This window comes from Janibacter zhangyanbonis, from assembly GCF_050507325.1.
GTDB lineage: Bacteria > Actinomycetota > Actinomycetes > Actinomycetales > Dermatophilaceae > Janibacter.
This window is the reverse complement of the sequence record NZ_CP191481.1, coordinates 356,063-379,849: the sequence shown is the minus strand read 5'-3', so window position 1 is coordinate 379,849 and position 23,787 is coordinate 356,063. Positions and strand designations below refer to the sequence as shown.

Genomic DNA, 23,787 nt, shown 5'->3' with positions numbered 1-23,787 from the left:
GGGCGAGGGGCCCGGTGACCGCAACCAGAAGGGGAACCACCATGGCCAGCTTCACCGTCGACACCGCACAGGTCGCGAGCAGCGCGTCCGACGTCTCCCGGATCTCCGAGGACGTCGAGACGACCGTCGCGAGCATGATGAGCCGGCTGATCTCGCTGCAGAACGAGTGGCAGGGCGAGGCCTCCTCGTCCTTCCAGGACCTCATCAACGACTGGCGGGCCACGCAGCGCACGGTCAAGGACAGCCTCGACGAGATCGGTCGGGTCCTCGGCGAGGCGGGCCGCACATACGACGACACCGAGAGCTCGGTCAAGAGCACGATGCGCCCCGGCCGCTGACCGTCGCGACACCCCGCACCACGACGAAGGGGGCGGCACCCGTCGCCGGGTGCCGCCCCCTTCGCCCGTGGTCACTCCGTGCTGATCGCCCGCAGGATGTCCATCCGCGAGGCCCGGCGGGCCGGCAGCAGCGCGGCGAGCACCCCGATGATGCCGGCGAGGCCGACGAAGACGAGCATCTGCACCCACGGGATCGCCAGCTCGGTGATGCCGTCGTCGACGAGAGCCCGCTGGATCGCGACCCCCGCGATGACCCCGAGGACGATGCCCAGGAGGGCGCCGAGCAGGGCGATCGTCACCGACTCGAGCGTGATCATCCGCCGCAGCTGGCGGCGGGAGAGGCCGACGGCACGCAGCAGCCCGACCTCGCGGGTGCGCTCCATGACCGACAGGCCGAGGGTGTTGACGATGCCGAGCACCGCGATGACGATCGCCAGCCCGAGGAGGGCGTAGATCAGGTAGAGCAGCTGGTTGATGCTCGCCCGCTGCTCGTCGGCATAGCCGGCCTGGTCCTTGAGCGTCACGAGCGGCTGCTTGTCGACGATCTGCTCGATGTCGGACTCGACCTGTGCCTTGTCCGCCCCGGAGTCGAGGAAGATGAAGGCCCAGTTGTCCGCGGCGGAGCCGTTCATGGCCTCGACGGTGTCGACGGACATGAGGACCTCGGGCGAGCCGATGGCCTGGATCTCGTCGTAGAAGCCGACGACCGTCAGCTCCTTGGTGCTCGAGCCCATCGTCACCTCGACGGTGTCGCCGACGGAGCGGCCACCCTCGTGCTTCGTCGAGAGCATGACGGAGTCCTCGTCGAGGTCGGCGGTGCCGCTCGTCGGCTCGATCTGCTCGACGTCGGCGAAGCTGCGCGGGTCGATCGCCGTCACGTAGAGCTGCCCCCCGTCGACCTGGGCGCTGCTGAAGCGGACCGGCGAGACCTCGCGGACCCCGTCGACCTTCGCCACCCGGTCGGCGACCGTCGAGGAGAAGGGTTGCCCGACGGCATTGCTGAGGATGTAGTCGGCCCGGAAGGTCTCCTCGATCTGCTTGTCGACGCTCGCCGTCGTGCTCGACGCGACGACCCCCATGAGGGCCACCAGCGTCATACCGATCATCAGCGCGGACGCGGTGGCGGCGGTGCGGCCGGGGTTGCGCACGGAGTTCTGCTCCGCCATCCGGCCGACGCTCCCGAAGACCGCGCGGTAGACCCCGCCCAGGCCCGCGATCACCGGCCGACCGACGAAGGGAGCGAGGAAGGCCGTGCCGAGGACGAGGCCGACGATGCCGCCACCGATCCACCACAGCTCGCGGCTGTCGGCGACGAAGAGCCCGTAGAGGAAGGCGACGACGCCCAGGACGAGCACCCCCACCTCAAGGCCCCGGCGGACCGGGTGGTGGCCGATGCCGGTGTCGATGGAGTCGCGCATCGCCGCGACCGGCGGGACGGAGCCGGCGCGTCGGGCGGGCACCCACGCGGCGACCATCGTGACGAGGATGCCGACGACATAGGCGGCGATGACCGTGCGCGGCGCGAAGACGAGCCCGCTGCCCGACAGGTCGAGGCCGATCGTCGCGAAGAGGGCCTTGATGCCCATGGCGAGCACGACGCCGAGCAGGAGCCCGAGGGTGGCGCCGACGACCCCGATGAGGAAGGCCTCGAGGAGTACCGAGCGCACGACCTGACGCTTCGAGGCGCCGATGGCGCGCAGCAGCGCCAGCTCTCGACCGCGCTGCGCGACGATGATGCTGAAGGTGTTGATGATGAGGAAGGAGCCGACGAAGAGCGCGATCCCGGCGAAGACGAGCAGGAAGGTCGTGATGAACCCGAGCGCCTGCTGCACGTCGTTCTGGTTCTCCTCCGCGAGGCCCTTGCCGGTCCAGCCCTTGTAGCCCTCGGGGACGAGCGGCTCGGCCTGGGTGAGCAGCTCCTGCTGGCTCACGCCGTCCTTCGCCGTGACCCACACGGAGGAGTACTCGTCCTTGCCGTCCATGAAGTACTTCTGCATGGTCTTCGTGTCGAAGATGACGACCGAGGCGCCGGCCATTCCCCCTTCGCCGAAGGTCATCGTGCCGACGAGCTCGGCCTTGATCTCAGGGGTGTCACCGGTGGTGACGAGGGAGATGTCGTCGCCGACCTCGTAGCCGGCCCGCTCCGCGGTCGCGGTGTCGACCATGACCTCGCCGTCGCGCTCGGGGGCCCGGCCGTCGTCGATGACGATGGGGTTCTTGCCGAGCTGGTTGGGCGCTTCGGAGTAGTTGAAGGACAGCGCCGGGGCACCCTGGCCGCCGACGACCTTGCCGTTCTTGCCCACGACGAAGACGCCGATCGCGTCGACCGAGCCGTCGGCGCGCTCGGCACCGGGCAGCTGGGCGAACTTCTCGACGTCGGCAGCCGTGACCCGGCCGCCGCCGGAGCCGCCGTAGTCGTCGGTTTGCTCGGGCTGGACGACGACGTCACCGACGGTGCCGTCCATGATCCCGACGAAGGTGCGACCGAGAGTGTCGGTGAAGATGAGCGACCCGGCGACGAAGGCCGTCCCGAGGACGATCGCCATGGCGCTCATCAGCAGGCGCCCCTTGCGCGCCAGCAGACTCTTGAAGGTGGCCTTGAGCATCAGTGGGCCCCGGCGCTCAGCGCGACCATGCGCTCGAGGACGGTCTCGCGCTCCGGCTCCCACAGCTCGTCGACGATGCGACCGTCGGCGAGGAAGAGCACCCGGTCGGTGTGGCTCGCGGCGACCGGGTCGTGCGTCACCATGACGATCGTCTGGTCGAAGTCGTCGACGCTGCGCCGCAGGAAGCCGAGCACCTCGGCACCCGAGGTGGAGTCGAGGTTGCCGGTCGGCTCGTCGGCGAAGATGATCTCGGGCTTCGACACCAGGGCGCGGGCGCACGCGACGCGCTGCTGCTGACCGCCGGAGAGCTCGTTGGGCCGGTGGCCGAGCCGGTTGCGCAGGCCGACCGTCTCGATGACGAGGTCGAACCACTGCGGGTCGGCCTTGCGGCCGGCGATGGCGAGCGGCAGGAGGATGTTCTCCTCCGCGGTCAGCGTCGGCACGAGGTTGAAGGCCTGGAAGATGAAGCCGATCCGGTCGCGGCGCAGCCGCGTGAGGTCCTTCTCCTTGAGCCGGGTGATGTCGGTGTCGCCGATGAGGGCACGCCCGCCGCTCACCGCGTCGAGACCCGCGAGGCAGTGCATGAGCGTCGACTTGCCGGAGCCGGAGGGCCCCATGATCGCCGTGAACTGCCCGGCCCCGATGTCGAGGTCGATCCCGTCGAGCGCAGCGACCTGCGCCTCTCCCTTGCCGTAGACCTTGCGAAGGTCGTGCGTGCTGGCGGCAACCTGCGTGCCCATGTCCCCTGCTCTCGTCCGTCGTGGATGTCCGCGGACCAATCTAGGGTCGGGCTCGGCGACCGGTCACTGGGGTATCCCCCCGGTGCCGGGCGCGGGCCCGCCTCAGATCTCGACGGTGGAGACCACCCGCAGGCGCGGGTGGGCGTCGTCGCCGTCGACGACGTCACCGGTGACCCAGCGCATCGTCAGCCGACCGTCCTGCACCTGGGCCATCGCGAGGTTGTTGTCGAACCACGGTCCCTCGGTGAGCTCCCACGGGTAGCGCAGCTCGGGCACGCCGTCGGTCCGGGCCGCGAGCCAGCGCATCGGGCGGACGAGCCCCTTGGCCATCTGCGACATGAGCACGCGCAGCGCGCGGGGCATGGGGTTGCGGATCGGGCTGCACACCGCCTGCACGATGCGGCTGCGCGCGCCGTGGCTCGCCGGGTCGCTCACCTCGGCGACGTAGGAGTGGTGGACGTCGCCGGAGAGGAAGGTGATCGTGCCGGGCGCGGTGCCGCGCTCGCCGCGGGCGACCGACATGACGAGGTCGAAGACCTCGGTGAAGCCGGACTGGAAGGCACCCCAGTGCTCGAGGTCGACGACCTGGCGCAGGGCCTCGGTCGCGCGGTGCACCGGCTGCGACCGGTCCGGTCCGGCGAAGGACTCGCTGATCGCCTCGGCATCGTGGAGACCGGGCGGCAGGAGGAAGGGCAGCGAGGTGCCGACGAAGAGGTGGTCGACGTCGCCGGTCATCTGCTGGTCGAGCCACGCGAGCTCGTCGTCGTCGAGCATCGAGCGGCGCTCCGGCTCGAGGACCCGCGCGGCGCGGGAGTCGAGCATGATCAGCCGCGAGCCGCCGAGGGCCCGGGTGTAGCTCCAGCGGTAGGTCTCCGGCTGCCGGTCGACCCGCTCCGCGAGGGCACGAAGGGGGGCGGTCAGGTCGACCTCGCCCGGTCCGGCACCATCGAGCCGGGCCCAGATCTCGTCCTGCGCCAGCTCCTCCGGCGCGAGGTTGCCGATGTGCTGGTGCACCCAGTAGCTCGTCAGGCCGGCGACGAGGCGCTCGTGCCACCACGGGGTCCGGCTGATCTCCTGGTGCCACGACCACGAGGTGTTCCAGTCGTCGCGGATGTCGTGGTCGTCGAAGATCATCGCGCTCGGCACGACCGAGAGGATCCACCGGATCGCCGGGTCGCTCCACGCCAGCTGGTAGAGGTGCGCGTACTCCGCGTAGTCCTTGATCTCCTCGCCGGGCGGCTCCTCGATGTCGCGCCGCGAGGCGATGAAGTCGTGCATCTCCGGGCTCGTCTCGTCGGCGTAGACCTGGTCGCCGAGGAGGGCGAGGACGTCGGGTCGGTGGGACTCCCCCTTCGCCAGGGACAGGGCGAAGGTGCGCAGCGCGTCGACCCCGTGGCTCGCGTGGTGCTCCGCGTCGTGCGGGACGCTCGTGCGGCAGGAGCCGAAGGCGAGCAGCGTCGGACGCGCGTGATCGAGCGTCGCGATGCTCGATGGCGGCAGGTCGGAGCCGGCCGGCGGCCACACCTGCTCGTCGTCGACGCTCACCGTGTAGTCATAGGTGCGGCCGGGCTCGAGGCCGTCGAGCAGGACGAGGGCGTAGTGGTGGCCCTCGACGACGAAGCTCGCGGCGTGCCACGCGCGGCCGTCGGCCGCGACGGTCACCCGCGCGGGAGCGGCGGTCTCCACCCAGACGGAGGCGTCGTGCTCACCGACGAAGCGCAGGAGGGGACCGAGGACGAGGGGGCTGGTGCTGGTCATCGCCGGCCATCTTCTCCCGTCCACCTGTGAGCACGCCGAAGGGCGGCCCCCCGGTGACCGGGGAACCGCCCTTCGCGCGTGGTGCAGGTGGTGCGGGGGCGGGCTCAGAAGCCCATGCCGCCCATGCCACCCATGTCGTCGCCACCGGGCATGGCCGGGGCGGCCTTCTCCGGCTTGTCGGCGACGACGGCCTCGGTGGTGAGGAAGAGCGCCGCGATGGAGGCGGCGTTCTGCAGCGCGCTGCGCGTGACCTTGGCCGGGTCGATGATGCCCTGGGCGATCATGTCGACGTACTCACCGGTCGCGGCGTTGAGGCCCTCGCCCGCGGGCAGGTTCTCGACCTTCTCGGTGACGACGCCGCCGTTGAGGCCTGCGTTGGCCGCGATCTGCTTGAGCGGCGCACCCGCGGCGACGCGCACGATGTTGGCACCGGTCGCCTCGTCGCCCTCGAGCGAGAGCTTGTCGAAGGCGGCCTTGGTCGCCTGCAGGAGCGCGACGCCACCACCGGCGACGATGCCCTCCTCGACGGCAGCCTTGGCATTGCGCACGGCGTCCTCGATGCGGTGCTTGCGCTCCTTGAGCTCGACCTCGGTGGCCGCACCCGCGCGGATGACGGCGACGCCGCCGGCGAGCTTGGCGAGGCGCTCCTGGAGCTTCTCGCGGTCGTAGTCCGAGTCGGAGTTCTCGATCTCGGCCTTGATCTGGTTGACGCGGCCGGCGATCTGGTCCTGGTCGCCCGCGCCCTCGACGATGGTCGTCTCGTCCTTGGTGACGACGACCTTGCGAGCGCGGCCGAGCAGGTCGAGCTCGGCGGTCTCGAGGGAGAGGCCGACCTCCTCGGAGATGACCTGGCCACCGGTGAGGATGGCGATGTCGGCCAGCATGGCCTTGCGGCGGTCACCGAAGCCCGGGGCCTTGACGGCGACGGACTTGAAGGTGCCCTTGAGCTTGTTGACGACGAGCGTCGACAGGGCCTCGCCCTCGAGGTCCTCGGCGATGATCAGCAGCGGCTTGCCGGCCTGCATGACCTTCTCGAGGACGGGCAGGAGGTCCTTGATCGAGCCGATCTTGGAGTTGGCGATGAGGACGTAGGGGTCCTCGAGCACGGTCTCCATGCGCTCGGTGTCGGTGACGAAGTAGCCGGAGATGTAGCCCTTGTCGAAGCGCATGCCCTCGGTGAGCTCGAGCTCGAGCCCGAAGGTGTTGCTCTCCTCGACGGTGATGACGCCTTCCTTGCCGACCTTGTCCATGGCCTCGGCGATCTTGGCGCCGATCTCCTGGTCAGCGGCGGAGATGGAGGCCGTGGCAGCGATCTGCTCCTTGGTCTCGATCTCCTTGGCCATCGCGAGCAGCTCGCTGGAAACTGCAGCGACGGCGGCCTCAATACCGCGCTTGAGGGCCATCGGGTTGGCGCCGGCCGCGACATTGCGCAGGCCCTCGCGCACGAGTGCCTGGGCGAGGACGGTCGCCGTCGTCGTGCCGTCACCGGCGACGTCGTCGGTCTTCTTGGCGACCTCCTTGACGAGCTCGGCCCCGATCTTCTCGTAGGGGTCGTCGAGCTCGATCTCCTTGGCGATGGACACGCCGTCGTTGGTGATCGTGGGGGCGCCCCACTTCTTCTCCAGGACGACATTGCGGCCCTTGGGGCCGAGGGTGACCTTGACGGCGTCGGCGAGGGTGTTCATGCCCCGCTCGAGGCCGCGACGGGCCTCCTCGTCAAAAGCAATGAGCTTTGCCATTCGGGTGGTTCCTCCACGCGAATCGAAGGGTGCGACCGGGGGTGCCCGCGACGGACGGAGTGCGACCACCCGGCTCACGTCACCGTGCGATCGCGCCCCTCACCTGACCGGTCAGGACTGTCACTCTCACGAGGAGAGTGCTAAGGCCCATTATTGGCACTCTCCCCCTGCGAGTGCAAACGATCCTCCCCTTCGCCCCCGACGGCTTGGCACAGTGGAGCCATGAGCGATCTCGACTGGAGCACGCCCACCGGCCTCGCCGCGATCAAGGCCCACCTCGCCGAGCGCATCGACGGCTGGACCCCGCCGGTTGCCTGGGCCGTCGGCATCACGCCGGCGAGCAGCGACCCGGAGGTGCAGTTCCCCCACGTCAACCTCCCCGGGGGCAGCCACGGCCTGGCCGCCGTCGTGCTCGCATCGGTGCTGCGCCACGACGGCAGCACGGCCACGCTCGACGTCTCGGCCGAGCAGCTGCAGGCCGCTGTCGACGGGCTCGCGCCGGCGCAGGCGTGCGCCGAGGTCGAGCACCCCAACCTCGCCGCCTGGCAGGGCCTGCTCACCGAGGCGGGCGACAACCCCGCCCGCGCGCTCGTCGCCGTCTTCGTCGCCGACCTCGACGACCCGGTCGGCTCCGACGCCGACGGGCAGATGCGCGCCGGCTTCGAGGGGCTGCACCCGCGCACCTGAGCGACTGCACGCAACCGTCGAGGCGCCCCACGCGTCCTACGCTGTGAGGCTCGTCACACCGACGACTCCTCATCGACGAAGGGGTTCACCATGCGACGCACAGCCACCCTCACCATCCCGACCCTGGCCGCCGCCATCGGCCTGACGCTTGCAGGCGCGAGCGCCGAGGCGACGACCTCGGCCGACGGCGACGTCATCGAGGAGCACGTCGACGTGCAGGTCATGCTCGACGGCCCGATGAGCCAGGTCCGCGGCAACCAGCACCGGCTGATCTTCGAGACCGACGCCGAGGGCGTCCAGTGGCCGCGGGGCAAGCGCAAGATCGTCTCCTACTTCTGCCCGAGCGGGGCGACGGTCAACACGCGGTGGGTCTCGTCGCGCTGCGTCTTCCGCAGCACGGTCTACCTCGACCACGACCGCAGCGACTACCGGGTGAGCTCGACGATGCGCTCGGCCGTCGTCGACGGACCGCTCGAGGGCGCCGGCCGCACCTTCCCCTCCGACCTGGTCCTGCGTGCCGATGGCCGGGCCTGGACCGGAGAGTGGGTCGGCGGCACCCGGCTACGCCAGACGCACGCGACCGTCAGCGGGCGCGTCGACGGGGCGAAGGTCCGCTGGAACACCCGCGAGGACTCCTTCATCCACCGGATCGAGGCGACCCGCTGACCACCACGGTCACCGGAGGGTGATGAAGCCCCCGGGCTCGATGTCGCGGGAGACCCCGGCGAAGGTGCCGTCGGCACGCGTGATGCCGTGGTTGACGCCGGTCCACGGCGACCCCTTGAGCGTGAGGTCCACGGCGAGGTCGCGGGTGACGTGCGAGTCCAGGTTGACGGCCCGAGCCCGTCCGACGACCTTCGCCGAGAGCCCGGTCGAGCTGACGCGGAAGGTCAGCGGGCTCTTCTCGGGCAGGATCATCCGCTGGTCACGCAGCGTGCAGCCGGAGGTGTACCTCGGGTCCTGACCCGCGGGGCAGAAGTAGCTGTGCACGTAGTTGATGACGCCCTCGCTCTCGAGCGACATCTCGTGGACATTGCCCCGCAGTCCGGCGGCCTTGCCCAGATAGGTCGCGTGGTAACGGGCCCGCCCCTGCGACGGGCCCTCACCTCCACCGACGCACACGGCCCGTCGCGGGTTGCCTCAGCGCGACGACGGAACCGGACGCCCCCTTCGCCCGTCCAAGCGGTGAGCGGCCGCGTCGGGCGGCCGCCTCCCCGAGGAGACGCCATGACCCGCATCGCCGCGTCCGTCGCCACGACGGCACTGACCCTGGCTGCCGCCCTGACCAGCGCACCGGCGGCAGGAGCCGCGACCACGACGACTGGCGACCTCGTCCGCCTGACCGCCGTGGCGCCCGGAGCCATCGACCGAGTGCCGGGCAACCGGCACCGCCTGCAGCTCGTCGAGAGCGTCGACGGCCAGAGGGGTCGGCTGCGCTCCTGGTACTGCCCCCGCGGTGCCACGGTGACGCCGACGTGGACCTCCGGGCGGTGCACCCCGCGCCTCGACCTGCCGGTCACCTTCGACCCGGCCGGGACGCGGGTGGGGTCCAACGGGCACATCGCCGTCGTCGACACGACCGTGACGGCCGGCGCCTGGGCGCGGGTGCCGCTCGACCTGGAGGTCCGGCTCGTCGCCTCCGGAGACCGCCAGATCATCATCACCGACGGCAGGGACCAGTCGGTCGAGGTGCGTGACGCCGCAGCCTGGGGCTACGGGCGCCTCGAGGGGCGCCCGCTCGATGTCGGTGGCGGCACGCGCATCGGCCGGTGGACCGCGACGAGCGTCTGATCGCCCGCACGCCCGAGGGCGGCTCCGGTACCCCCTGCGCACCGGAGCCGCCCTCGGCGTCCCTCTCGTGGAGTCAGACGTGGCCGGGGCGGCTCCGGTTGGCCCGGACCTGAATCCGAGACCGATCTGTGATCTGGGGCGGGCGCTCAGACCTCGAAGCCGAGGCGGCGGGCGCTGCGGGTGCGCTGGCGCTGGTCGCGCAGTCGGCGCAGCCGCTTGATGAGCATCGGGTCCTCGGAGAGCGCCGCGGGGTTGTTGATGAGCGCGTTGAGCACCTGGTAGTAGCGCGTGGAGCTCATGTCGAAGAGCTCCTTGATCGCCTGCTCCTTGGAGCCGGCGTACTTCCACCACTGGCGCTCGAAGGCGAGGATCTCGCGGTCGCGGTCCGAGAGCGGGACCGAGGGGGTCGGCGCGGCGGTCTGGTCTGCGAGGTTCACGCGTCGCACTGTACCGGCGTAATCACACGCCTGTCATTCCTCCCGGCGTGTCGGCTGGACAGGCCGGACGAAGGGGGTCACTCACGCCCCCTTCGCCCCATCCGTCACAGGATGGACCGCTCGGCGCACGGCCGAACCCCAATGGTCAGGGAAGAGTAAATTTTTGCGGTGGCGACAACGGGGTCGCCAGCCCGGGAGCGGGGGCCCGAGCGCCATCCCTGCGGGAAGGAAGCACCATGAAGAGGACGATCATCGGCTGCGTCATGGCAGCCGGGCTGCTCGTCGGCAGCGCGAGCGCCGCATCCGCCGGCGAGGTCACCGGCAACGGCAAGCCGACGCCGATCACGGAGCACAAGGCGCGCTCGATCTGCGCCTTCTCCGGGCTCGACACCCCCGACGAGATCGAGGGCAACCCGCCCGGCTTCGACGACGACTTCCTCGGCCACGGCACGCAGAGCTACGGCCAGTTCGTCGCCTTCGGACTCAAGGACGCTCTGGCCGCCGAGGCGCCGCGCTACACCTGTCGGGGCAACGCCGGCTTCGAGGAGTGAGACACCTCGTCGCGATCCTCAGCGCATGGAGTCGAGGATCGCGACGATGTCCTCCGTCGTCGTCTGCGGGTTGACGACGGCAAATCGTGCGAGGGTCTCGCCGTCGTGGTTGGTCGGCACGACGAAGGCGAACTCCTCGTCGAGCATGCGGTCGGACCACGCCTGGTAGTCGGCGGTCGTCCAGCCGCGACGCCGGAAGACGACGACGGACAGGAATCGCTCGCCGACGAGCTCGAGGTCGTCGCGGCGGGCGATCTCGGCCTCGGCGAAGGCGGCGACCGACAGCGTCTGCTCCACCGAGTCGCTGTAGGCCTGCGTCCCGTGGGTGGCGAGGGAGAACCAGAAGGGCAGCCCCCGGGCCCGGCGGGTCAGGCCGACGGAGTAGTCGGTGGGGTTCCAGTCGGTGGCCTCGGTGAGCACGTCGAGATAACCGGCGTGCTGGGTGTGGGCATTGCGGGCCGCCGCGGGGTTGCGGTAGATGAGCGCGCAGCAGTCGAAGGGGGCGAAGAGCCACTTGTGCGGGTCGACGATGAAGCTGTCGCAGTGCTCGATGCCCGCGTAGAGGTGGCGCACCGAGGGCGCCGCGAGACCGGCGCCGCCGTAGGCACCGTCGACGTGCAGCCAGATGCCGAGCTCGCGGCAGACCTGCGCCACCGACTCGAGGTCGTCGACGATGCCGAAGTTCGTCGTGCCGGCGGTCGCGACGACGGCGAAGTAGGTCTCGGGGCCGTTGGCCAGGAGCACCTCGCGCAGTCGCTCCCCCGTGAGCCGGCCGCGCTCGTCGGGCTCCACGGCGCTCAGCTCGGCGTCCATCACGTCGCAGGCCGACTGGATCGAGGAGTGCGCACCGTGGGTCGTCGCCACGCGGAAGGGCCGCTGCCCCGGCGCGGCCGTGCGGCGCGCCTCGGTCCGGGCGGCGACGAGGGCCGAGAGGTTGCCGATCGTGCCGCCGGGCACGAAGACCCCGCCGGCCGACTCGGGGAGACCGACGAGGTCGGCGATCCAGCGCAGCGCCTGGTTCTCGGCATAGACCGCACCCGAGCCCTCGAGCCACGAGCCGGCGTAGATCGAGCTGGCGCCGACGACGAGGTCGAACATCGCGGCCGCCTCGGTGGGGGCGCACGGGATGAAGGACAGGTAGCGCGGATGGTCGACCGACAGGCAGGCCGGCGCGAGCACCTCGGTGAAGAGGTCCATCGCCTGCTGGCCGCCGATGCCCTCGCTGGTGATCGTCTGCCCCGCCTGCTCCTGCAGCTCGGCCGGCGTCAGGGTGCGGTCGAGCGGCACCGGGTCGAGCTCGAGCCGCTCGCGCGAGTAGTCGAGGACCGTCTGCGCCAGCTCGGCGAGGGACATGTTGTCGTCAGCGAATCCGTGCACGCGTGAACTGTAGGCCCGACACCGGCTCCCGTCGTTCGTCCACCTTCTGTTAACCTTGTGTTCACCAAAGCAGACCGCATGGTTCACCCGGCCCACCAGGAGGCCCACATGTTCACGATCAACGTCGATCACGCCGTCGCCCACATCGCGACGGACCTGTGCGTGCGCTACCCCCAGGTGGCCTGCGAACGCATCGAGGCCATGGTCGCCTCGGCACGAGAGCGCATCGAGCCGACCAACGCGCACCCCGAGTTCCTTGCGCCGCTCATCGAGCACGCCGTGCGCATCGAGCTGCACGACCTCGCCGGCGCGCCCCTGCCGCCGACGACCGCCACCTGCTGATCCCCCTTCGCACCGCGACGATCCCCCCGGCACCCCTGCGCCGGGGGGATCGTCGTACGTTGGGGGCGTGCCCACGCGACCGCTGACCGAGCTCGTCCACCCCTCGTGGGCACAGGCCCTCGAGCCGGTGGCTCCGACGATCGCCGCGCTGGGCGACTACCTGCGCGAGGAGGTCGCGCAGGGCCACGGCTACCTGCCCGCGGGCGAGCACGTGCTGCGCGCCTTCACCATCCCGCTCGAGGAGGTGCGCGTCCTCGTCGTCGGCCAGGACCCCTACCCGACGCCCGGGCACGCGATCGGGCTCTCCTTCGCCGTCGCGCCCGACGTGCGGCCGCTGCCGCGCTCGCTGACCAACATCCACCGTGAGCTCGTCGACGACCTCGGCCTGCCCCAGCCGAGCAATGGCGACCTGAGCCCGTGGGCCCGACAGGGCGTCATGCTGCTCAACCGCTGCCTCACCGTCCGGCCCGGAGCGCCGGCGAGCCACCAAGGCCGCGGCTGGGAGGCCGTCACCGACCGCGCCATCGAGGTCCTCGCCGCCCGCGGCGGTCCGCTCGTCGCGATCCTCTGGGGCCGTCAGGCCCGCAACCTCGCCCCCGCGCTCGGCGAGGTGCCGCGCATCGAGAGCGCCCATCCCTCTCCCCTGTCCGCCCGCCACGGGTTCTTCGGCTCCCGGCCCTTCAGCCGGACCAACGAGCTGCTCACCCGCCAGGGCGCCGATCCGATCGACTGGAGCCTGCCGTGACCGACCCGACCACCCCCGCCGAGCACCCCTGGCGCCGCTACGTCGCGATCGGCGACTCCTTCACCGAGGGCATGGTCGACGTCGACCCCCGGCACGAGGGCCGCTTCCTCGGCTGGGCCGACCGGCTCGCGGCCGAGCTCGCCGGCCGCACCGGCGGCGAGGAGCTGCACTACGCCAACCTCGCGATCCGCGGGCGCAAGCTCGACGACGTCGTCGGCCGCCAGCTCGAGCAGGCGCTGACGATGGCCCCCGACCTCGTGTCGATCGTCGGCGGCGGCAACGACATCCTGCGGCCGCGGGTCGACCTCGACGACATCGCCGGGCGGCTCGAGTCGGCCGTCGAGCGGATCCGCGCCACCGGCGCCGACGTGCTGCTCGCGACGCCGACCGACCCGCGGGGCGCCGGCCTCTTCTCCGCGCTGCGCACCCGGCACGCGGTGCACACGGCCAACCTCTACACGATCGCCTCCCGGCACGGCGCGCACGTCCTCGGCCTGTGGGGCATGCAGTCGATGCGCGATGCGCGCATGTGGGGCGAGGACCGCATCCACCCGAGCACCGAGGGGCACAAGCGGCTCACCCAGGCAGCCCTCGCGGCGCTCGGCCTCGGCGCCCGGGAGGGCTGGGACGAGCGGCTGCCCGCGGCGCCCCCGGTCCCGGCCGCGCAGCGGCGTGCCGAGCAGGCCAGGTGGGCGGTCGGCTACGCCGGCCCGTGGGTGCAGCGTCGCCTGACCGGCCGCTCCTCCGGCGACTCGGTGACGGCGAAGATCGGCGAGCCGACCCCCTTCGGCCCGCAGGACCTGCCCACCGACTGACCGTGCCGAACCCTGCAAGACCCTAGGGTCTTGCAGCGTTTGAGCCGCAGATGCGCTGATATCGTCCCCCTCATGACGCAGATGCGGGTGTCCGAGGCGGCCGAGCTGCTCGCCGTCTCCTCCGACACGGTCCGGCGCTGGATCGACGGTGGGCGCCTCGCGGCGACGAAGGGGGACGGCGTCACCCTCGTCGACGGGACCGACCTGGCCCGCCTCGCCCAGGAGATCGCGCAACCACCGGCCATCGGCACGGTGCGCGACGAGTCCGCGCGCAACCGCATGCGCGGCATCGTCACCGAGGTCCTGCGCGACGGCGTCATGGCGCAGGTGAGCCTGCAGGCCGGGCCCTTCCGCATCGTCTCGCTCATGTCGCGCGAGGCCGCCGACGAGCTGGGCCTCGAGCCGGGCGTCGTCGCGGTCGCCTCGATCAAGTCGACCAATGTCGTCATCGCCACCCCCGGGACCCCCTCGTGATCCGCCGCCTCGCCGCCACCTCGTCCGTCGCCGTGCTCGCCCTGGCCCTCGCCGCCTGCGGCTCCGACGCCTCCGACGCGTCGGACGACGGCGAGACGACCCTGCACGTCGCCGCTGCCGCCTCGCTGACCGATGCCTTCGAGGAGATCGCCACGGACTTCGAGGCGACCCACGAGGGGGTTACCGTGGACCTCCAGTTCGCCGGCTCCTCCGACCTCGCGACGCAGATCGAGGGCGGCGCGCAGCTCGACGTCTTCGCCTCCGCCGACGAGGCCAACATGGACAAGGTCAAGGACGCCGTCGACGACCCGCAGGTCTTCGCGACCAATGTGCTGACCATCGTCACCGAGCCGGGCAACCCGAAGCAGATCACCGGCCTGGAGGACCTCGCCGACCCGGACCTCGCGGTCGTCGTCTGCGCCGAGCAGGTGCCCTGCGGTGCCGCGACGAAGACGCTCACCGAGCAGCAGGACGTCACCCTCGACCCGGCGAGCGAGGAGTCGAAGGTCACCGACGTGCTCACCAAGGTGAGCACCGGCGAGGCCGACGCCGGGCTCGTCTACGTCACCGACGCCACCGGCGCGGGCGACGACGTCGAGGCGGTGCAGACGAAGGGGGCGGACAAGGTCGTCAACCGCTACCCGATCGGCGCACTCACGGATGCGGCCTCCCCCGACGTCGCCGCCGACTTCGTCGACTACGTCCTCGGCCCGGAGGGGCAGAAGGTCCTGCAGGACAAGGGCTTCGGCGCCCCGTGAGGCCACCTGGCTGGCTGTGGGTTCCCGCGGCGGGAGCCGTCCTCGTCGTCGTCGTCCCGCTGCTCGGGCTGCTCGCCTCCGTCGACCCCGGCCGGCTCTGGCCGCTGCTGACCTCCGACGCGTCCGTCGACGCCCTGCTGCTCTCGCTCCGCACCGCACTGGCCGCCACCGCGCTGTGCCTGCTCCTCGGGGCGCCGCTGGCGATCCTGCTCGCCCGGGGCCGCTGGCCCGGCCAGTCCGTGCTGCGGGCCCTCGTGCTCGTCCCGCTCGTCCTGCCCCCGGTCGTCGGCGGCCTCGCACTGCTGACGACCTTCGGTCGCCGCGGGCTCCTCGGCGAGCACCTCGTCGCCGCCGGCATCACGATCTCCTACACGACGACCGCTGTCGTCCTCGCGCAGACCTTCGTCGCCCTCCCCTTCCTCGTCCTCTCGCTCGAAGGTGCCGTCCGCGGCCTCGACCCCCGGCAGGAGGAGGCGGCCGCGACCCTCGGGGCCAGCCCGTGGCGGCGCCTCACCCGAGTCACCCTGCCGCTCGTCGGTCCCGGCCTGTTATCGGGGTCCGTCCTCGCCTTCGCCCGTGCCCTCGGCGAGTTCGGCGCGACGCTGACCTTCGCCGGGTCGGCCCAGGGCCGCACCCGCACCCTGCCGCTCGAGATCTACCTGCAGCGCGAGACCGACCAGGACGCGGCGATCGCGCTGTCGCTCGTCCTCGTCGTGCTCGCCACCGTCATCGTCGGTGCGGTCTACGCCCGGACGACGAAGGGGGCGCGATGAGTCTGCAGGTGCGCGCCCGGTGGGCGCAGCGCGGGCTCGACGTCGACCTCGAGCTGCCGCCGGGTCGGCATGCCGTCGCCGGGCCCAACGGCGCCGGCAAGTCCTCGCTGCTGTCGGTCGTCGCCGGTCTGGCTCGGGCGGACGAGAGCCGGGTCGTCCTCGACGGCCGGGTGCTCGACGCGTTGCCCCCGCACCGGCGCCGGGTCGTGCTGCTCAGCCAGGCCGGGCAGCTCTTCCCCCACCTCGGCGTGCGCGACAACGTCGCCTTCGGCCCGCGCAGCCTCGGCCGCGGCCGCCGTGAGGCCCGGGTGGCCGCCGACCACTGGCTCGACGTCGTCGGCATGACCCCCTTCGCCGACCGTCGCCCGAGCCAGCTCTCCGGCGGACAGGCCGCCCGCGTCGCCCTGGCCCGCGCCCTGGCCGCCGAGCCGGCGGCCCTGCTGCTCGACGAGCCGCTCGCCGCCCTCGACGTCGAGGCGACCCCGGCGATGCGCGCCGTCCTCGCCGATGTCACGCACGAGCGCACCGACCTCGTCGTCGTGCTCGTCACCCACGACGTGCTCGACGTGCTCACCGTGTGCGACGGACCGCGGGACACGCTCACGGTGCTCGGCGACCCGGTCGAGCACGGCCCGGTGCGCGAGGTCCTGGCGCGTCCGCGCAGCGGATTCACCGCCGGGCTCGCCGGGGTCAACCTCGTGCGCGCCCGGGCGGTCGCCGGCGGCGGGGCCGTGGCCCACGAGGAGACGGGCGCCCCGGTCGAGATCGCGACCGGACCGCACGACCTCACGGGTGACTGCTGGGTGTCCTTCGCCCCCGACGCGCTCTCGCTGCACCGCACCCGGCCCGAGGGGTCGCCGCGCAATGTCTGGCGTGGCCGGGTCGCGCGGGTGGAGACCCACGCCGGCCGCGTGCGGGTCCGGCTGGACTCCCCCTTCGTCATGGGAGCGGAGGTCACGCCCGCCGCCCTGACCGACGTGCCGCTGCGGCCGGGCGACCCGGTGTGGGTCTCGCTCAAGGCGACGCAGGTGCGGGTGCACCCGGCGCACGCCGCGCCGATCAGCTGAGGCGACCGTCGCGGAAGTCGCGGAAGGCCCGCCGGGAGTCCTCGTCGAGACGCACGATCGACTGGCCCGACTGCATGCCCGTCGGCCCCTTCGCCACGGCGTGCCCGACCTGCGTGGGGTTGACCCGGAAGAAGGCCGCGGTGAAGAGGAGCATCTCCTCCGCCGAGAGGTTGCTGCTCGCGTGCTCGTCGATGACCGTGAGCGCCTCGGGCAGGGCGCCCGGCCCGCGCAGGCGCGCCTGGATCGCCGCCGAGGCCAGGAGCAGGCCCTGGTTGCGCGAGCGGTCGAAGTCGCCACCGGGCAGGGTCTTGCGCTCGCGCGACCAGGCGAGGGCCTCCATGCCGTCGAGGTGGTTGTAGCCCTTCTTGACCTGGCCACCGCTCAGGTGCGAGTCCATCGCCTTCGGCGCCATGAAGTTCAGCCCGCCGAGGTCGTCGACGATGGCCTTGAAGCCGTCGAAGCCGGTGACGACGTAGCCGTCGGCGTCGATGCCGCTCACGCTGCTCACCGACTCCGTCTGCCCGCTCGGGCCGGCGAAGACCATCGAGGAGTTGAGCTTGCCCTCGCCGTGGCCGGGGATCGGCACCCACAGGTCGCGGGCGAAGCCCATGAGGCCGGCGCCGCCGACCCCGTCGACCCCGAGGAGCTGGATCGCGTCGGCCCGCGAGTGCTCCACGTCCTGACCCTCGCGGGCGTCGGAGCCGATGACGAGGACGTGACGGCTGCCCCCGACGTCGGCCTTGCCGCGGGTCGCACCGAGGCTGGGCCACCAGCCGCCGACGACCTTCCACCCCTGCCGGCCCTTGGGCCGCACGGCGAAGGTCGCGTCGTCGCCGGCGGTGACCACCGCGACCTTCGCGCCGCGCCAGGTGCCGAGCGAGGCCTTGCCGCGCAGCGGGCTCCTGCCGTACTTCTTCGCGACCGCCGCGGTCAGCGAGGCCGGGGCACCGGTGACGCGAGGTGCCGGGGCGGTGGTGCTGCTCGACGACGTCGTCGGCTGCGAGGACGTCGCGGCAGAGGAGGTGGACGACGACGAGGTGGGGCTCGAGGTCTCGTCGGCGGAGCAGGCGGCCAGGGCCAGCGCGATGGCGGTCGTCGTCGCTGCGGTGCGGGCGAAGGGAGGTCTCACCCCTCCACCGTAGGTGGCCCACCGGAGGGGCGCCGGCAGCGATGCCGCACCTACAGTGATGCCCATGGCAGCAACGAGGCTCATGCCCACGGACATCGGTGACGATCTCATCGAGCTCACCCGGGCGATCTGCGACAAGACCCTGCGACCGCAGGTGGACGAGGTCGAGGCGCGCGCGGCGACGGAGGAGCTCTTCCCGCGGGAGGTCTTCCGCACACTCGGGCGGGCGGGGTTGCTCTCGCTGCCCTATCCCGAGGAGCTCGGTGGCGGTGGACAGCCCTACGAGGTCTACCTGCAGGTCGTCGAGGAGATCGCCTCGGCCTGGGCTGCGGTCGCGGTCGGCGTCTCGGTCCACTCGCTGACGGCCTATGCCGTGCACACCTACGGCACTCCGGAACAGCAGCAGGCCCTGCTGCCCGACATGCTCTCCGGCGAGACCCTCGGCGCCTATGCCCTCTCGGAGCCGCTCGCCGGCTCCGACATCGGCGCGATGACGACGCGGGCGACCCCCGACGGCGACGACTGGCGCATCCGCGGGCGCAAGGCGTGGATCTCGCACGCCGGTCACGCCGACTACTACACGACCTTCGCCCGCACGAGCGACGACGGCGGCCGCGGGGTCAGCTGCTTCGTCGTGCCGGCCGATGCCGAGGGGCTGTCCTTCGGCACCCCCGAGAAGAAGATGGGCCTGCACGGCGACACCGTGCGCGAGGTGATCTTCGAGGACGTGCCGGTGAGCGGTGACCGCCAGGTCGGCGAGCTCGGGCGCGGGGTGCCGATGGCGCTCGCCGGGCTCGACGCCGGACGCCTGGGCATCGCCGCGGTGGCGACGGGTCTGGGGCAGGCGGCCCTCGACGTCGCGGCCCGCTACGCGAGCGAGCGCGAGCAGTTCGGCCGGACCATCGCGAGCAACCAGGGCCTGGCCTTCCTCCTCGCCGACATGGAGGCCGCCGTGACGAGCGCCCGGGCGACCTACCTGCACGCGGCGCGGCTGCGCGACGCCGGGCGGGCCTTCGGCAAGGAGGCGGCGGTGGCCAAGCTCGTCGCGACCGACGCGGCGATGCGGGTGACGACCGAGGCGATCCAGGTCCTCGGCGGCGCCGGCTTCACCCAGGACTTCCCCGTCGAGCGCTACTTCCGCGAGGCGAAGGTGACCCAGATCTTCGAGGGGACCAACCAGATCCAGCGGCTGGTCATCTCGCGCCAGCTGCTCGCCGGGCTCTGACCCCCTTCGTCCGTCAGTCCTCGTGGTCCCGGGAGATGCCCGGGAGCAGCGCCTCACCCCGACGCAGGGCCTCCATCGCGCCGGCGTCGGCGACCCGCCGCAGGCTCAACCGGCGGTAGCGCAGGATCATCGCCGCGCCGAAGCCCCACAGCAGGAACTGCACGCTCATCGCGATGCGGAAGTCGTCGAGGGTGTAGGTGTCGGGGCCGCTGGGAGCCAGCCGGTCGAGGACGAGACCGATGAGCGCCATCGTCACGAGCGAGGCGATGAAACCGCCCATGTTGACCACGCCGGAGGCACGCCCGAGGCGGTCGTTGCGGTGGAAGGTGCGGGCGAGGTCGAAGGCGATCATCGACCCGGGGCCGCCCACCGCGGTGACGGCGACGAGCACGACGAGCAGCCACAGCGGCGCACGGTCGGGCAGGGCAAGGACGACCGCCCAGACGATCGCGATGGCGCCGACGACACCGAGGGCGACGACCGAGCGGTAGTAGGGGTTGCGTCCGGTCCAGCGGCCGATCGTCGGGCCGGCGACGAGCGCGACGAAGGTCATCAGGGTGAGCAGCGTCGAGGCGGTCGTCGGCGACAGGCCCTGCCCCGACACGAGGAAGGGGTACCCCCACAGCAGGGTGAAGACCGTCGGGGCGAACTGCGAGGTGAAGTGGACCGACAGCCCGAGCCGGGTGCCGGGGTCGCGCCAGACCTCGGTGAGGCTGTGCCGCAGGGCGCGCAGCTTGATCCGCTCGACCTCGCCGCGCTCGTAGGGCGAGTCCTTGATGATCGCGAAGGCGCTGAGCAGGAGGATGACGCCGAGCGAGGCGGCGAGCGCATAGGTGCGGGTCCAGCCGAGGTCGTGCAGGGCGGCGCTCAGCGGCACCGCCGCGGCGACGGCGCCCATCTGGCCGATCATGCCGGTGATCTGGGTGATGACCGGCGCCTGTCGCACGAGGAACCACACCGCGACGAGCCGCAGGACGGCGGTGAAGACCATCGCGTCGCCGGCGCCGACGAGGGCGCGGGCCCCCAGGCCCATGGCGAAGCTGTCGGCGACGGCGAACCACAGCTGCCCGATGGTCATGCACACGAGCCCGCTGATGATCAGGGCGCGCGAGCCGAAGCGGTCGAGCGCCACCCCGACCGGCACCTGCATCGCCGCGTAGACCGCGAGCTGGAGGACGGTGAAGGTCGCGAGCTGGCTGGCGTTGATCCCGAACCGGTCGGCGGCGAGCAGGCCCGCGACGCCGAGCGAGGTGCGGTGGAAGACCGCGAGGACGTAGACCGCCAGGGCGGCACCCCAGATGGCGTAGGCGCGTCGTCGGCCGATGGAGTGCAACTGTCGGGGACCGGTCACTGGATAGATGATACGAATCCGTGCGCCATGCAGGCAATCGCGTCCACGGGTCGGCGCACGACGACTTGTCACATGCACTTGACACAAGGCGAAGGGAGGAGGACTCTCGTCTTGTCACACTCACCTGACACAAGGAGCCGGCCATGGCCAGCGTGCTCGTCCTCCCCTTCGTCCTCCTGGCGGTGCTCGCCGTCGCGCTCCTCGTGTGGCTGCTCGCCCGCTCGCGCACCCCGCTCACGGCACCGGAGCACGCGGCCGTGGTGTACCTGCACCGCCGCTCGACCCGGTGGTTCGCCTGGGCCGTCGTCCTCGCGCTGGTCACGACGGTCGCGCTCTTCGCCCTGGCCGGCGTCTCGCTGGGGCGGGTCGCCGCCCTCGCACCGGCGGTCGGCGGCATGGCCCTGATCCTGGTCATGTGCGTCGGCGAGCTGCGCAGCCCGCGGCAGACGACCCTCACCCGCACCGCGCTGGCCCGACCCCGACGGGTGCGCGACCACATCGGCGCCGGCCCGCTCGCCCTCGCGACGATCGCGGTCGCCGCGCTCGCCACGACCCTCGTCGTCGGCACGGTCATGGGCTCGCCTGACGACCTCGGCCGGGCCGGGCGCGCGCTGACGACGGTGTGCGGGGACGTCACGACGATCCGCACCCCGTGGCCCGGCAGCTACTACGCCATCCCGATCGCCGCCGCCCTGCTCGTCGGCCTGGTGGCCGCCGCGGTCACCTGCCGCACGATCGCCGCCCGCCCCGCCCAGGGGGCCGAGGGGGCCGACGTCGACGACGCCGTGCGGCGCTGGTCGACGCGGTCGGTGCTGCTCGCCGTCGCGCTCGTGTGCTGGGCGACCCTCGTGCCGCTGCTGCTGCTCATGACCGCTGCGCACTCCGGCGGCAGCTGCACGACCTCTTCGACGCGAGCCCTCCAGCTCACCTTCGGCGCAGGTGCGCTCGTGTCGGCGGTGGCTGCGATCGGGACCTTCGCCGCGCTGTGCACTGGGCCGCGCCTGCGGCCGGGTCAGGCGCCGCCTCCGGGCAGCTCCGACCGCTCGCCCGTGGGGGTGCCGCTGTGAGCGACGTCGTGACGATCGACCTCGTCGACCCGACTCCCCCCTTCGAGCAGGTGCGCCGCCAGCTGACCCTGCTCATCGAGACCGGCCAGCTCGTCACGGGCGAGCGCCTGCCGTCCGTGCGCCAGCTCGCCGGTGACCTCGGCCTGGCGACCGGCACGGTCGCGCGCGCCTATCGGGAGCTCGAGTCCGCCGGGCTCGTCGTCACCCGGCGCGGGGGCGGCACCCGGGTGGCCGACCGGCCGAGCTCCGCGAGCGCGGCCGCGACGTCGCTGCTCGAGGACGCCGCCCGCGAGTACCTCGCCCGGGCCAAGGCGCTGGGCGCGGGGCCCGACCGCGCCATGCAGGTCGTCGAGATCGTCTCGCGCCGCCACTGACGGCACCGCCGAGGAGACCCATGGACCGCATCACCACCGCGACGGCCGACGTCGTCACCCGCGCCACCCGCGAGGACGTCGCCGACATCGCGGCGCTGCTGCGCGACGACGTCATCGGCGCCGGCCGCGAGGGCACGGACCTGACCCCCGATCTCGCGGCCTTCGACGCGGTCGACGCCGACCCGCAGCAGCTGCTCGCGATCGTGCGCGACGAGCAGGACGTGCCGGTCGGCACGCTGCAGCTGACCTTCGTCCCCGGCCTGAGCCGCGGCGGCGCGATGCGGATGATCGTCGAGGGCGTGCGGGTCCACTCGAGCACCCGCGGCAGCGGCCTCGGCGGTGCCCTCATGGAGTGGGCCCACGACCAGGCGCGCGCCCGCGGGGTGACCCTTGTGCAGCTGACGAGCGACAAGCGGCGCCCCGAGGCGCACCGCTTCTACGAGCGGCTCGGCTACGTCGCGACGCACGAGGGCTTCAAGCTCGAGGTGTGACCCCTCCCCCAGCCGGAGTCGGGGGGCACCGTGTCACGCCGGAAAGAAACACCCCTACCGGGTATGGCGTCTCGGCTCTAAGGTGCAGCCATGCCCAGCACTGCGGCCGTGGTCACCGCCGCCCTCTCCGCCTCATTCGTCGCCGCCGGCGGCCTCACTGTCGCCGCCGCGGTCCGCCAGCCGGACGACCGTGTCGCCGAGGTGGTGAAGATCGTCGACGGCGACACATTGGACGTGCGCTACTCCGGCAGCGTCCACCGGGTCCGCCTGCTCAACATCGACACCCCGGAGGTGGGGCGTCAGGGCGCCGACTCCGAGTGCCTTGCCGAGGAGGCCACGGACTACCTGCGGGAGCGGCTGCCCGTCGGCAGCGAGGTCAAGCTCTCCCGTGACGAGGACAGCCGGGACCGCTACGACCGTGAGCTGCGCGGCGTCCACGACGGGCGCGGCTTCGTCAACGCCGACCTCGTGCGCCTCGGCCTCGCCGTGCCGATGCACATCGCGCCCAACTTCCGCTATCGCGCGGCGGTGGATGCGGCGCACGAGCAGGCCTCGAGCAATGAGATCGGGCTCTTCGACCCGGCGCACGGCTGCACCGTCGCCGCCCGCAGCGAGCGGGTCGACCAAGCCGTCGAGGACGGCGACCGGGCGGCGGCCTACAAGGAGGCTGTGGCCCTGCGGGCCATCCTGCGCGACCCGGACAGCTTCGGCTCACGCCTGATGGGCACGACCGAGCGCGCCCGCACCATCAGCCGCCTCAGCAAGATCGTCGCGCGCCACACGCCGAAGCCCAAGGCCACGCAGAACCAGAGGGTCGCCCCCAAGCCCAAGGCCACCTCGAAGCCGAGCCCGACCTCGCAGCCCTCGCCCTCCCCCACGCCGAAGCCCAAGCCCGCGCCCCGGCCGACGACGAGTGCCCCGCAGCCGTCGGCACCGACGACGCCGGCGCCCCCACCCGCTCCGACGACGACGCCCACCCCTGTTGCCCCGCCACCCGCGCCCACACCGACGCCGCAGACGACGAGCGCGCCCCCGCCGACGACCTCTGCGCCCAAGCCCCGGCCCAACAACGCTGCGCCCTGCCGCAGTTATGCGCCGGGCGGCAAGACCTTCACCTACATCGACTGCGACACCGGCCAGCCCCTGTGACCC

At 72.2% G+C, this 23,787-nt stretch carries 26 protein-coding genes; 17 read left to right on the top strand and 9 right to left on the bottom strand.

Annotated features, from left to right (window positions below):
* Nucleotides 1-41 precede the first annotated feature (41 nt).
* Nucleotides 42-338, top strand: coding sequence for a WXG100 family type VII secretion target (locus ACQBJO_RS01910; RefSeq protein ID WP_255185177.1), 297 nt, complete (start codon nucleotides 42-44; stop codon nucleotides 336-338).
* Between the two features lie 71 nt (nucleotides 339-409).
* Here the strand turns inward: ACQBJO_RS01910 and ACQBJO_RS01905 are convergent, their stop codons facing one another.
* From ACQBJO_RS01905 to groL, 4 genes are all read right to left on the bottom strand, one after another.
* Nucleotides 410-2,944, bottom strand: a complete 2,535-nt coding sequence (locus ACQBJO_RS01905) for an ABC transporter permease (RefSeq protein ID WP_421008119.1) — start codon at nucleotides 2,942-2,944, stop codon at nucleotides 410-412.
* Complete coding sequence (locus tag ACQBJO_RS01900) at nucleotides 2,944-3,684, bottom strand: ABC transporter ATP-binding protein (RefSeq protein WP_255185175.1); 741 nt, start codon at nucleotides 3,682-3,684, stop codon at nucleotides 2,944-2,946. The genes ACQBJO_RS01905 and ACQBJO_RS01900 overlap by 1 nt, the downstream gene beginning before the upstream one ends.
* 102 nt (nucleotides 3,685-3,786) lie before the next feature.
* Nucleotides 3,787-5,442: an alkaline phosphatase D family protein gene (locus ACQBJO_RS01895; protein ID WP_421008118.1), complete on the bottom strand. Its 1,656-nt coding sequence runs from the start codon at nucleotides 5,440-5,442 to the stop codon at nucleotides 3,787-3,789.
* Nucleotides 5,443-5,546: 104 nt separating this feature from the next.
* Complete coding sequence (groL, locus tag ACQBJO_RS01890) at nucleotides 5,547-7,181, bottom strand: chaperonin GroEL (RefSeq protein WP_255185173.1); 1,635 nt, start codon at nucleotides 7,179-7,181, stop codon at nucleotides 5,547-5,549.
* 222 nt (nucleotides 7,182-7,403) lie between these two features.
* Between groL and ACQBJO_RS01885 the strand changes: the two genes are divergently transcribed.
* Together ACQBJO_RS01885 and ACQBJO_RS01880 are read left to right on the top strand one after the other, a co-directional pair.
* Nucleotides 7,404-7,868: a hypothetical protein gene (locus tag ACQBJO_RS01885; RefSeq protein WP_421008117.1), complete on the top strand. Its 465-nt coding sequence runs from the start codon at nucleotides 7,404-7,406 to the stop codon at nucleotides 7,866-7,868.
* A 90-nt stretch (nucleotides 7,869-7,958) separates the two neighbouring features.
* Nucleotides 7,959-8,534 (top strand): hypothetical protein, encoded by a 576-nt coding sequence (locus ACQBJO_RS01880; RefSeq protein WP_421008116.1) that lies wholly within the window; start codon nucleotides 7,959-7,961, stop codon nucleotides 8,532-8,534.
* Between the two features lie 9 nt (nucleotides 8,535-8,543).
* On the opposite strand, the gene ACQBJO_RS01875 is transcribed toward ACQBJO_RS01880, so the two are convergent.
* Nucleotides 8,544-8,990 (bottom strand): hypothetical protein, encoded by a 447-nt coding sequence (locus ACQBJO_RS01875; RefSeq protein ID WP_421008115.1) that lies wholly within the window; start codon nucleotides 8,988-8,990, stop codon nucleotides 8,544-8,546.
* 105 nt (nucleotides 8,991-9,095) lie between these two features.
* On the opposite strand from ACQBJO_RS01875, the gene ACQBJO_RS01870 reads away from it, so the two are divergent.
* A complete protein-coding gene (locus tag ACQBJO_RS01870) occupies nucleotides 9,096-9,659 on the top strand; it encodes a hypothetical protein (protein ID WP_421008114.1) in 564 nt (187 codons plus the stop codon).
* 146 nt (nucleotides 9,660-9,805) lie between these two features.
* Here ACQBJO_RS01870 and ACQBJO_RS01865 read toward each other — a convergent pair whose 3' ends face one another.
* Nucleotides 9,806-10,105, bottom strand: coding sequence for a DUF3263 domain-containing protein (locus tag ACQBJO_RS01865; protein WP_094078806.1), 300 nt, complete (start codon nucleotides 10,103-10,105; stop codon nucleotides 9,806-9,808).
* Nucleotides 10,106-10,332: 227 nt separating this feature from the next.
* Between ACQBJO_RS01865 and ACQBJO_RS01860 the strand changes: the two genes are divergently transcribed.
* Nucleotides 10,333-10,647, top strand: coding sequence for a hypothetical protein (locus ACQBJO_RS01860; protein WP_255185167.1), 315 nt, complete (start codon nucleotides 10,333-10,335; stop codon nucleotides 10,645-10,647).
* 18 nt (nucleotides 10,648-10,665) lie between these two features.
* On the opposite strand, the gene ACQBJO_RS01855 is transcribed toward ACQBJO_RS01860, so the two are convergent.
* A complete protein-coding gene (locus tag ACQBJO_RS01855; RefSeq protein ID WP_421008113.1) occupies nucleotides 10,666-12,024 on the bottom strand; it encodes a pyridoxal phosphate-dependent decarboxylase family protein in 1,359 nt (452 codons plus the stop codon).
* A gap of 78 nt (nucleotides 12,025-12,102) precedes the next feature.
* On the opposite strand from ACQBJO_RS01855, the gene ACQBJO_RS01850 reads away from it, so the two are divergent.
* From ACQBJO_RS01850 to ACQBJO_RS01820, 7 genes are all read left to right on the top strand, one after another.
* Nucleotides 12,103-12,366 carry a three-helix bundle dimerization domain-containing protein gene (locus tag ACQBJO_RS01850; protein WP_255185166.1) on the top strand — a complete coding sequence of 88 codons (264 nt, stop codon included), beginning with the start codon at nucleotides 12,103-12,105 and terminating at the stop codon, nucleotides 12,364-12,366.
* Nucleotides 12,367-12,433: 67 nt separating this feature from the next.
* Nucleotides 12,434-13,111, top strand: a complete 678-nt coding sequence (locus ACQBJO_RS01845; protein ID WP_421008112.1) for a uracil-DNA glycosylase — start codon at nucleotides 12,434-12,436, stop codon at nucleotides 13,109-13,111.
* Entirely contained in the window at nucleotides 13,108-13,926 is an 819-nt protein-coding gene (locus tag ACQBJO_RS01840) for an SGNH/GDSL hydrolase family protein (protein WP_255185164.1), read from the top strand. Before ACQBJO_RS01845 ends, ACQBJO_RS01840 begins: the two co-directional genes overlap by 4 nt.
* Before the next feature lie 72 nt (nucleotides 13,927-13,998).
* Complete coding sequence (locus tag ACQBJO_RS01835; protein WP_255185163.1) at nucleotides 13,999-14,400, top strand: TOBE domain-containing protein; 402 nt, start codon at nucleotides 13,999-14,001, stop codon at nucleotides 14,398-14,400.
* On the top strand, nucleotides 14,397-15,158 hold the full coding sequence (gene modA, locus ACQBJO_RS01830; RefSeq protein ID WP_421008111.1) for a molybdate ABC transporter substrate-binding protein: 762 nt from the start codon (nucleotides 14,397-14,399) through the stop codon (nucleotides 15,156-15,158). Before ACQBJO_RS01835 ends, modA begins: the two co-directional genes overlap by 4 nt.
* Nucleotides 15,155-15,931, top strand: coding sequence for an ABC transporter permease (locus tag ACQBJO_RS01825; protein ID WP_421008110.1), 777 nt, complete (start codon nucleotides 15,155-15,157; stop codon nucleotides 15,929-15,931). The genes modA and ACQBJO_RS01825 overlap by 4 nt, the downstream gene beginning before the upstream one ends.
* Nucleotides 15,928-16,998: a sulfate/molybdate ABC transporter ATP-binding protein gene (locus ACQBJO_RS01820; protein ID WP_421008109.1), complete on the top strand. Its 1,071-nt coding sequence runs from the start codon at nucleotides 15,928-15,930 to the stop codon at nucleotides 16,996-16,998. Before ACQBJO_RS01825 ends, ACQBJO_RS01820 begins: the two co-directional genes overlap by 4 nt.
* On the opposite strand, the gene ACQBJO_RS01815 is transcribed toward ACQBJO_RS01820, so the two are convergent.
* Entirely contained in the window at nucleotides 16,991-18,127 is a 1,137-nt protein-coding gene (locus tag ACQBJO_RS01815; RefSeq protein WP_421008108.1) for an LCP family protein, read from the bottom strand. The genes ACQBJO_RS01820 and ACQBJO_RS01815 overlap by 8 nt on opposite strands.
* 64 nt (nucleotides 18,128-18,191) lie before the next feature.
* Between ACQBJO_RS01815 and ACQBJO_RS01810 the strand changes: the two genes are divergently transcribed.
* Complete coding sequence (locus ACQBJO_RS01810) at nucleotides 18,192-19,352, top strand: acyl-CoA dehydrogenase family protein (RefSeq protein ID WP_421008107.1); 1,161 nt, start codon at nucleotides 18,192-18,194, stop codon at nucleotides 19,350-19,352.
* A 13-nt stretch (nucleotides 19,353-19,365) separates the two neighbouring features.
* Here the strand turns inward: ACQBJO_RS01810 and ACQBJO_RS01805 are convergent, their stop codons facing one another.
* Entirely contained in the window at nucleotides 19,366-20,703 is a 1,338-nt protein-coding gene (locus tag ACQBJO_RS01805) for an MFS transporter (RefSeq protein WP_421008106.1), read from the bottom strand.
* Nucleotides 20,704-20,846: 143 nt separating this feature from the next.
* Here ACQBJO_RS01805 and ACQBJO_RS01800 point away from each other — a divergent pair, with 143 nt between their 5' ends.
* The 4 genes from ACQBJO_RS01800 (at nucleotide 20,847) to ACQBJO_RS01785 (ending at nucleotide 23,784) form a co-directional block, all read left to right on the top strand.
* Nucleotides 20,847-21,770, top strand: a complete 924-nt coding sequence (locus tag ACQBJO_RS01800; RefSeq protein ID WP_421008105.1) for a hypothetical protein — start codon at nucleotides 20,847-20,849, stop codon at nucleotides 21,768-21,770.
* Nucleotides 21,767-22,144: a GntR family transcriptional regulator gene (locus ACQBJO_RS01795; RefSeq protein WP_421008104.1), complete on the top strand. Its 378-nt coding sequence runs from the start codon at nucleotides 21,767-21,769 to the stop codon at nucleotides 22,142-22,144. The genes ACQBJO_RS01800 and ACQBJO_RS01795 overlap by 4 nt, the downstream gene beginning before the upstream one ends.
* Nucleotides 22,145-22,164: 20 nt before the next feature.
* Entirely contained in the window at nucleotides 22,165-22,635 is a 471-nt protein-coding gene (locus ACQBJO_RS01790) for a GNAT family N-acetyltransferase (RefSeq protein WP_421008103.1), read from the top strand.
* Between the two features lie 90 nt (nucleotides 22,636-22,725).
* A complete protein-coding gene (locus ACQBJO_RS01785; protein WP_421008102.1) occupies nucleotides 22,726-23,784 on the top strand; it encodes a thermonuclease family protein in 1,059 nt (352 codons plus the stop codon).
* Nucleotides 23,785-23,787: the final 3 nt, after the last annotated feature.

What these genes read in the sequence shown, in the direction of transcription:
- ACQBJO_RS01910 (WP_255185177.1), top strand. Translation starts at nt 42, where the DNA reads ATGGCCAGCTTCACCGTCGACACCGCACAGGTCGCGAGCAGCGCGTCC.
- ACQBJO_RS01905 (WP_421008119.1), bottom strand. Translation starts at nt 2,944, where the DNA reads ATGCTCAAGGCCACCTTCAAGAGTCTGCTGGCGCGCAAGGGGCGCCTG.
- ACQBJO_RS01900 (WP_255185175.1), bottom strand. Translation starts at nt 3,684, where the DNA reads ATGGGCACGCAGGTTGCCGCCAGCACGCACGACCTTCGCAAGGTCTAC.
- ACQBJO_RS01895 (WP_421008118.1), bottom strand. Translation starts at nt 5,442, where the DNA reads ATGACCAGCACCAGCCCCCTCGTCCTCGGTCCCCTCCTGCGCTTCGTC.
- groL (WP_255185173.1), bottom strand. Translation starts at nt 7,181, where the DNA reads ATGGCAAAGCTCATTGCTTTTGACGAGGAGGCCCGTCGCGGCCTCGAG.
- ACQBJO_RS01885 (WP_421008117.1), top strand. Translation starts at nt 7,404, where the DNA reads ATGAGCGATCTCGACTGGAGCACGCCCACCGGCCTCGCCGCGATCAAG.
- ACQBJO_RS01880 (WP_421008116.1), top strand. Translation starts at nt 7,959, where the DNA reads ATGCGACGCACAGCCACCCTCACCATCCCGACCCTGGCCGCCGCCATC.
- ACQBJO_RS01870 (WP_421008114.1), top strand. Translation starts at nt 9,096, where the DNA reads ATGACCCGCATCGCCGCGTCCGTCGCCACGACGGCACTGACCCTGGCT.
- ACQBJO_RS01860 (WP_255185167.1), top strand. Translation starts at nt 10,333, where the DNA reads ATGAAGAGGACGATCATCGGCTGCGTCATGGCAGCCGGGCTGCTCGTC.
- ACQBJO_RS01850 (WP_255185166.1), top strand. Translation starts at nt 12,103, where the DNA reads ATGGTTCACCCGGCCCACCAGGAGGCCCACATGTTCACGATCAACGTC.
- ACQBJO_RS01835 (WP_255185163.1), top strand. Translation starts at nt 13,999, where the DNA reads ATGACGCAGATGCGGGTGTCCGAGGCGGCCGAGCTGCTCGCCGTCTCC.
- ACQBJO_RS01820 (WP_421008109.1), top strand. Translation starts at nt 15,928, where the DNA reads ATGAGTCTGCAGGTGCGCGCCCGGTGGGCGCAGCGCGGGCTCGACGTC.
- ACQBJO_RS01810 (WP_421008107.1), top strand. Translation starts at nt 18,192, where the DNA reads ATGGCAGCAACGAGGCTCATGCCCACGGACATCGGTGACGATCTCATC.
- ACQBJO_RS01800 (WP_421008105.1), top strand. Translation starts at nt 20,847, where the DNA reads ATGGCCAGCGTGCTCGTCCTCCCCTTCGTCCTCCTGGCGGTGCTCGCC.
- ACQBJO_RS01790 (WP_421008103.1), top strand. Translation starts at nt 22,165, where the DNA reads ATGGACCGCATCACCACCGCGACGGCCGACGTCGTCACCCGCGCCACC.
- ACQBJO_RS01785 (WP_421008102.1), top strand. Translation starts at nt 22,726, where the DNA reads ATGCCCAGCACTGCGGCCGTGGTCACCGCCGCCCTCTCCGCCTCATTC.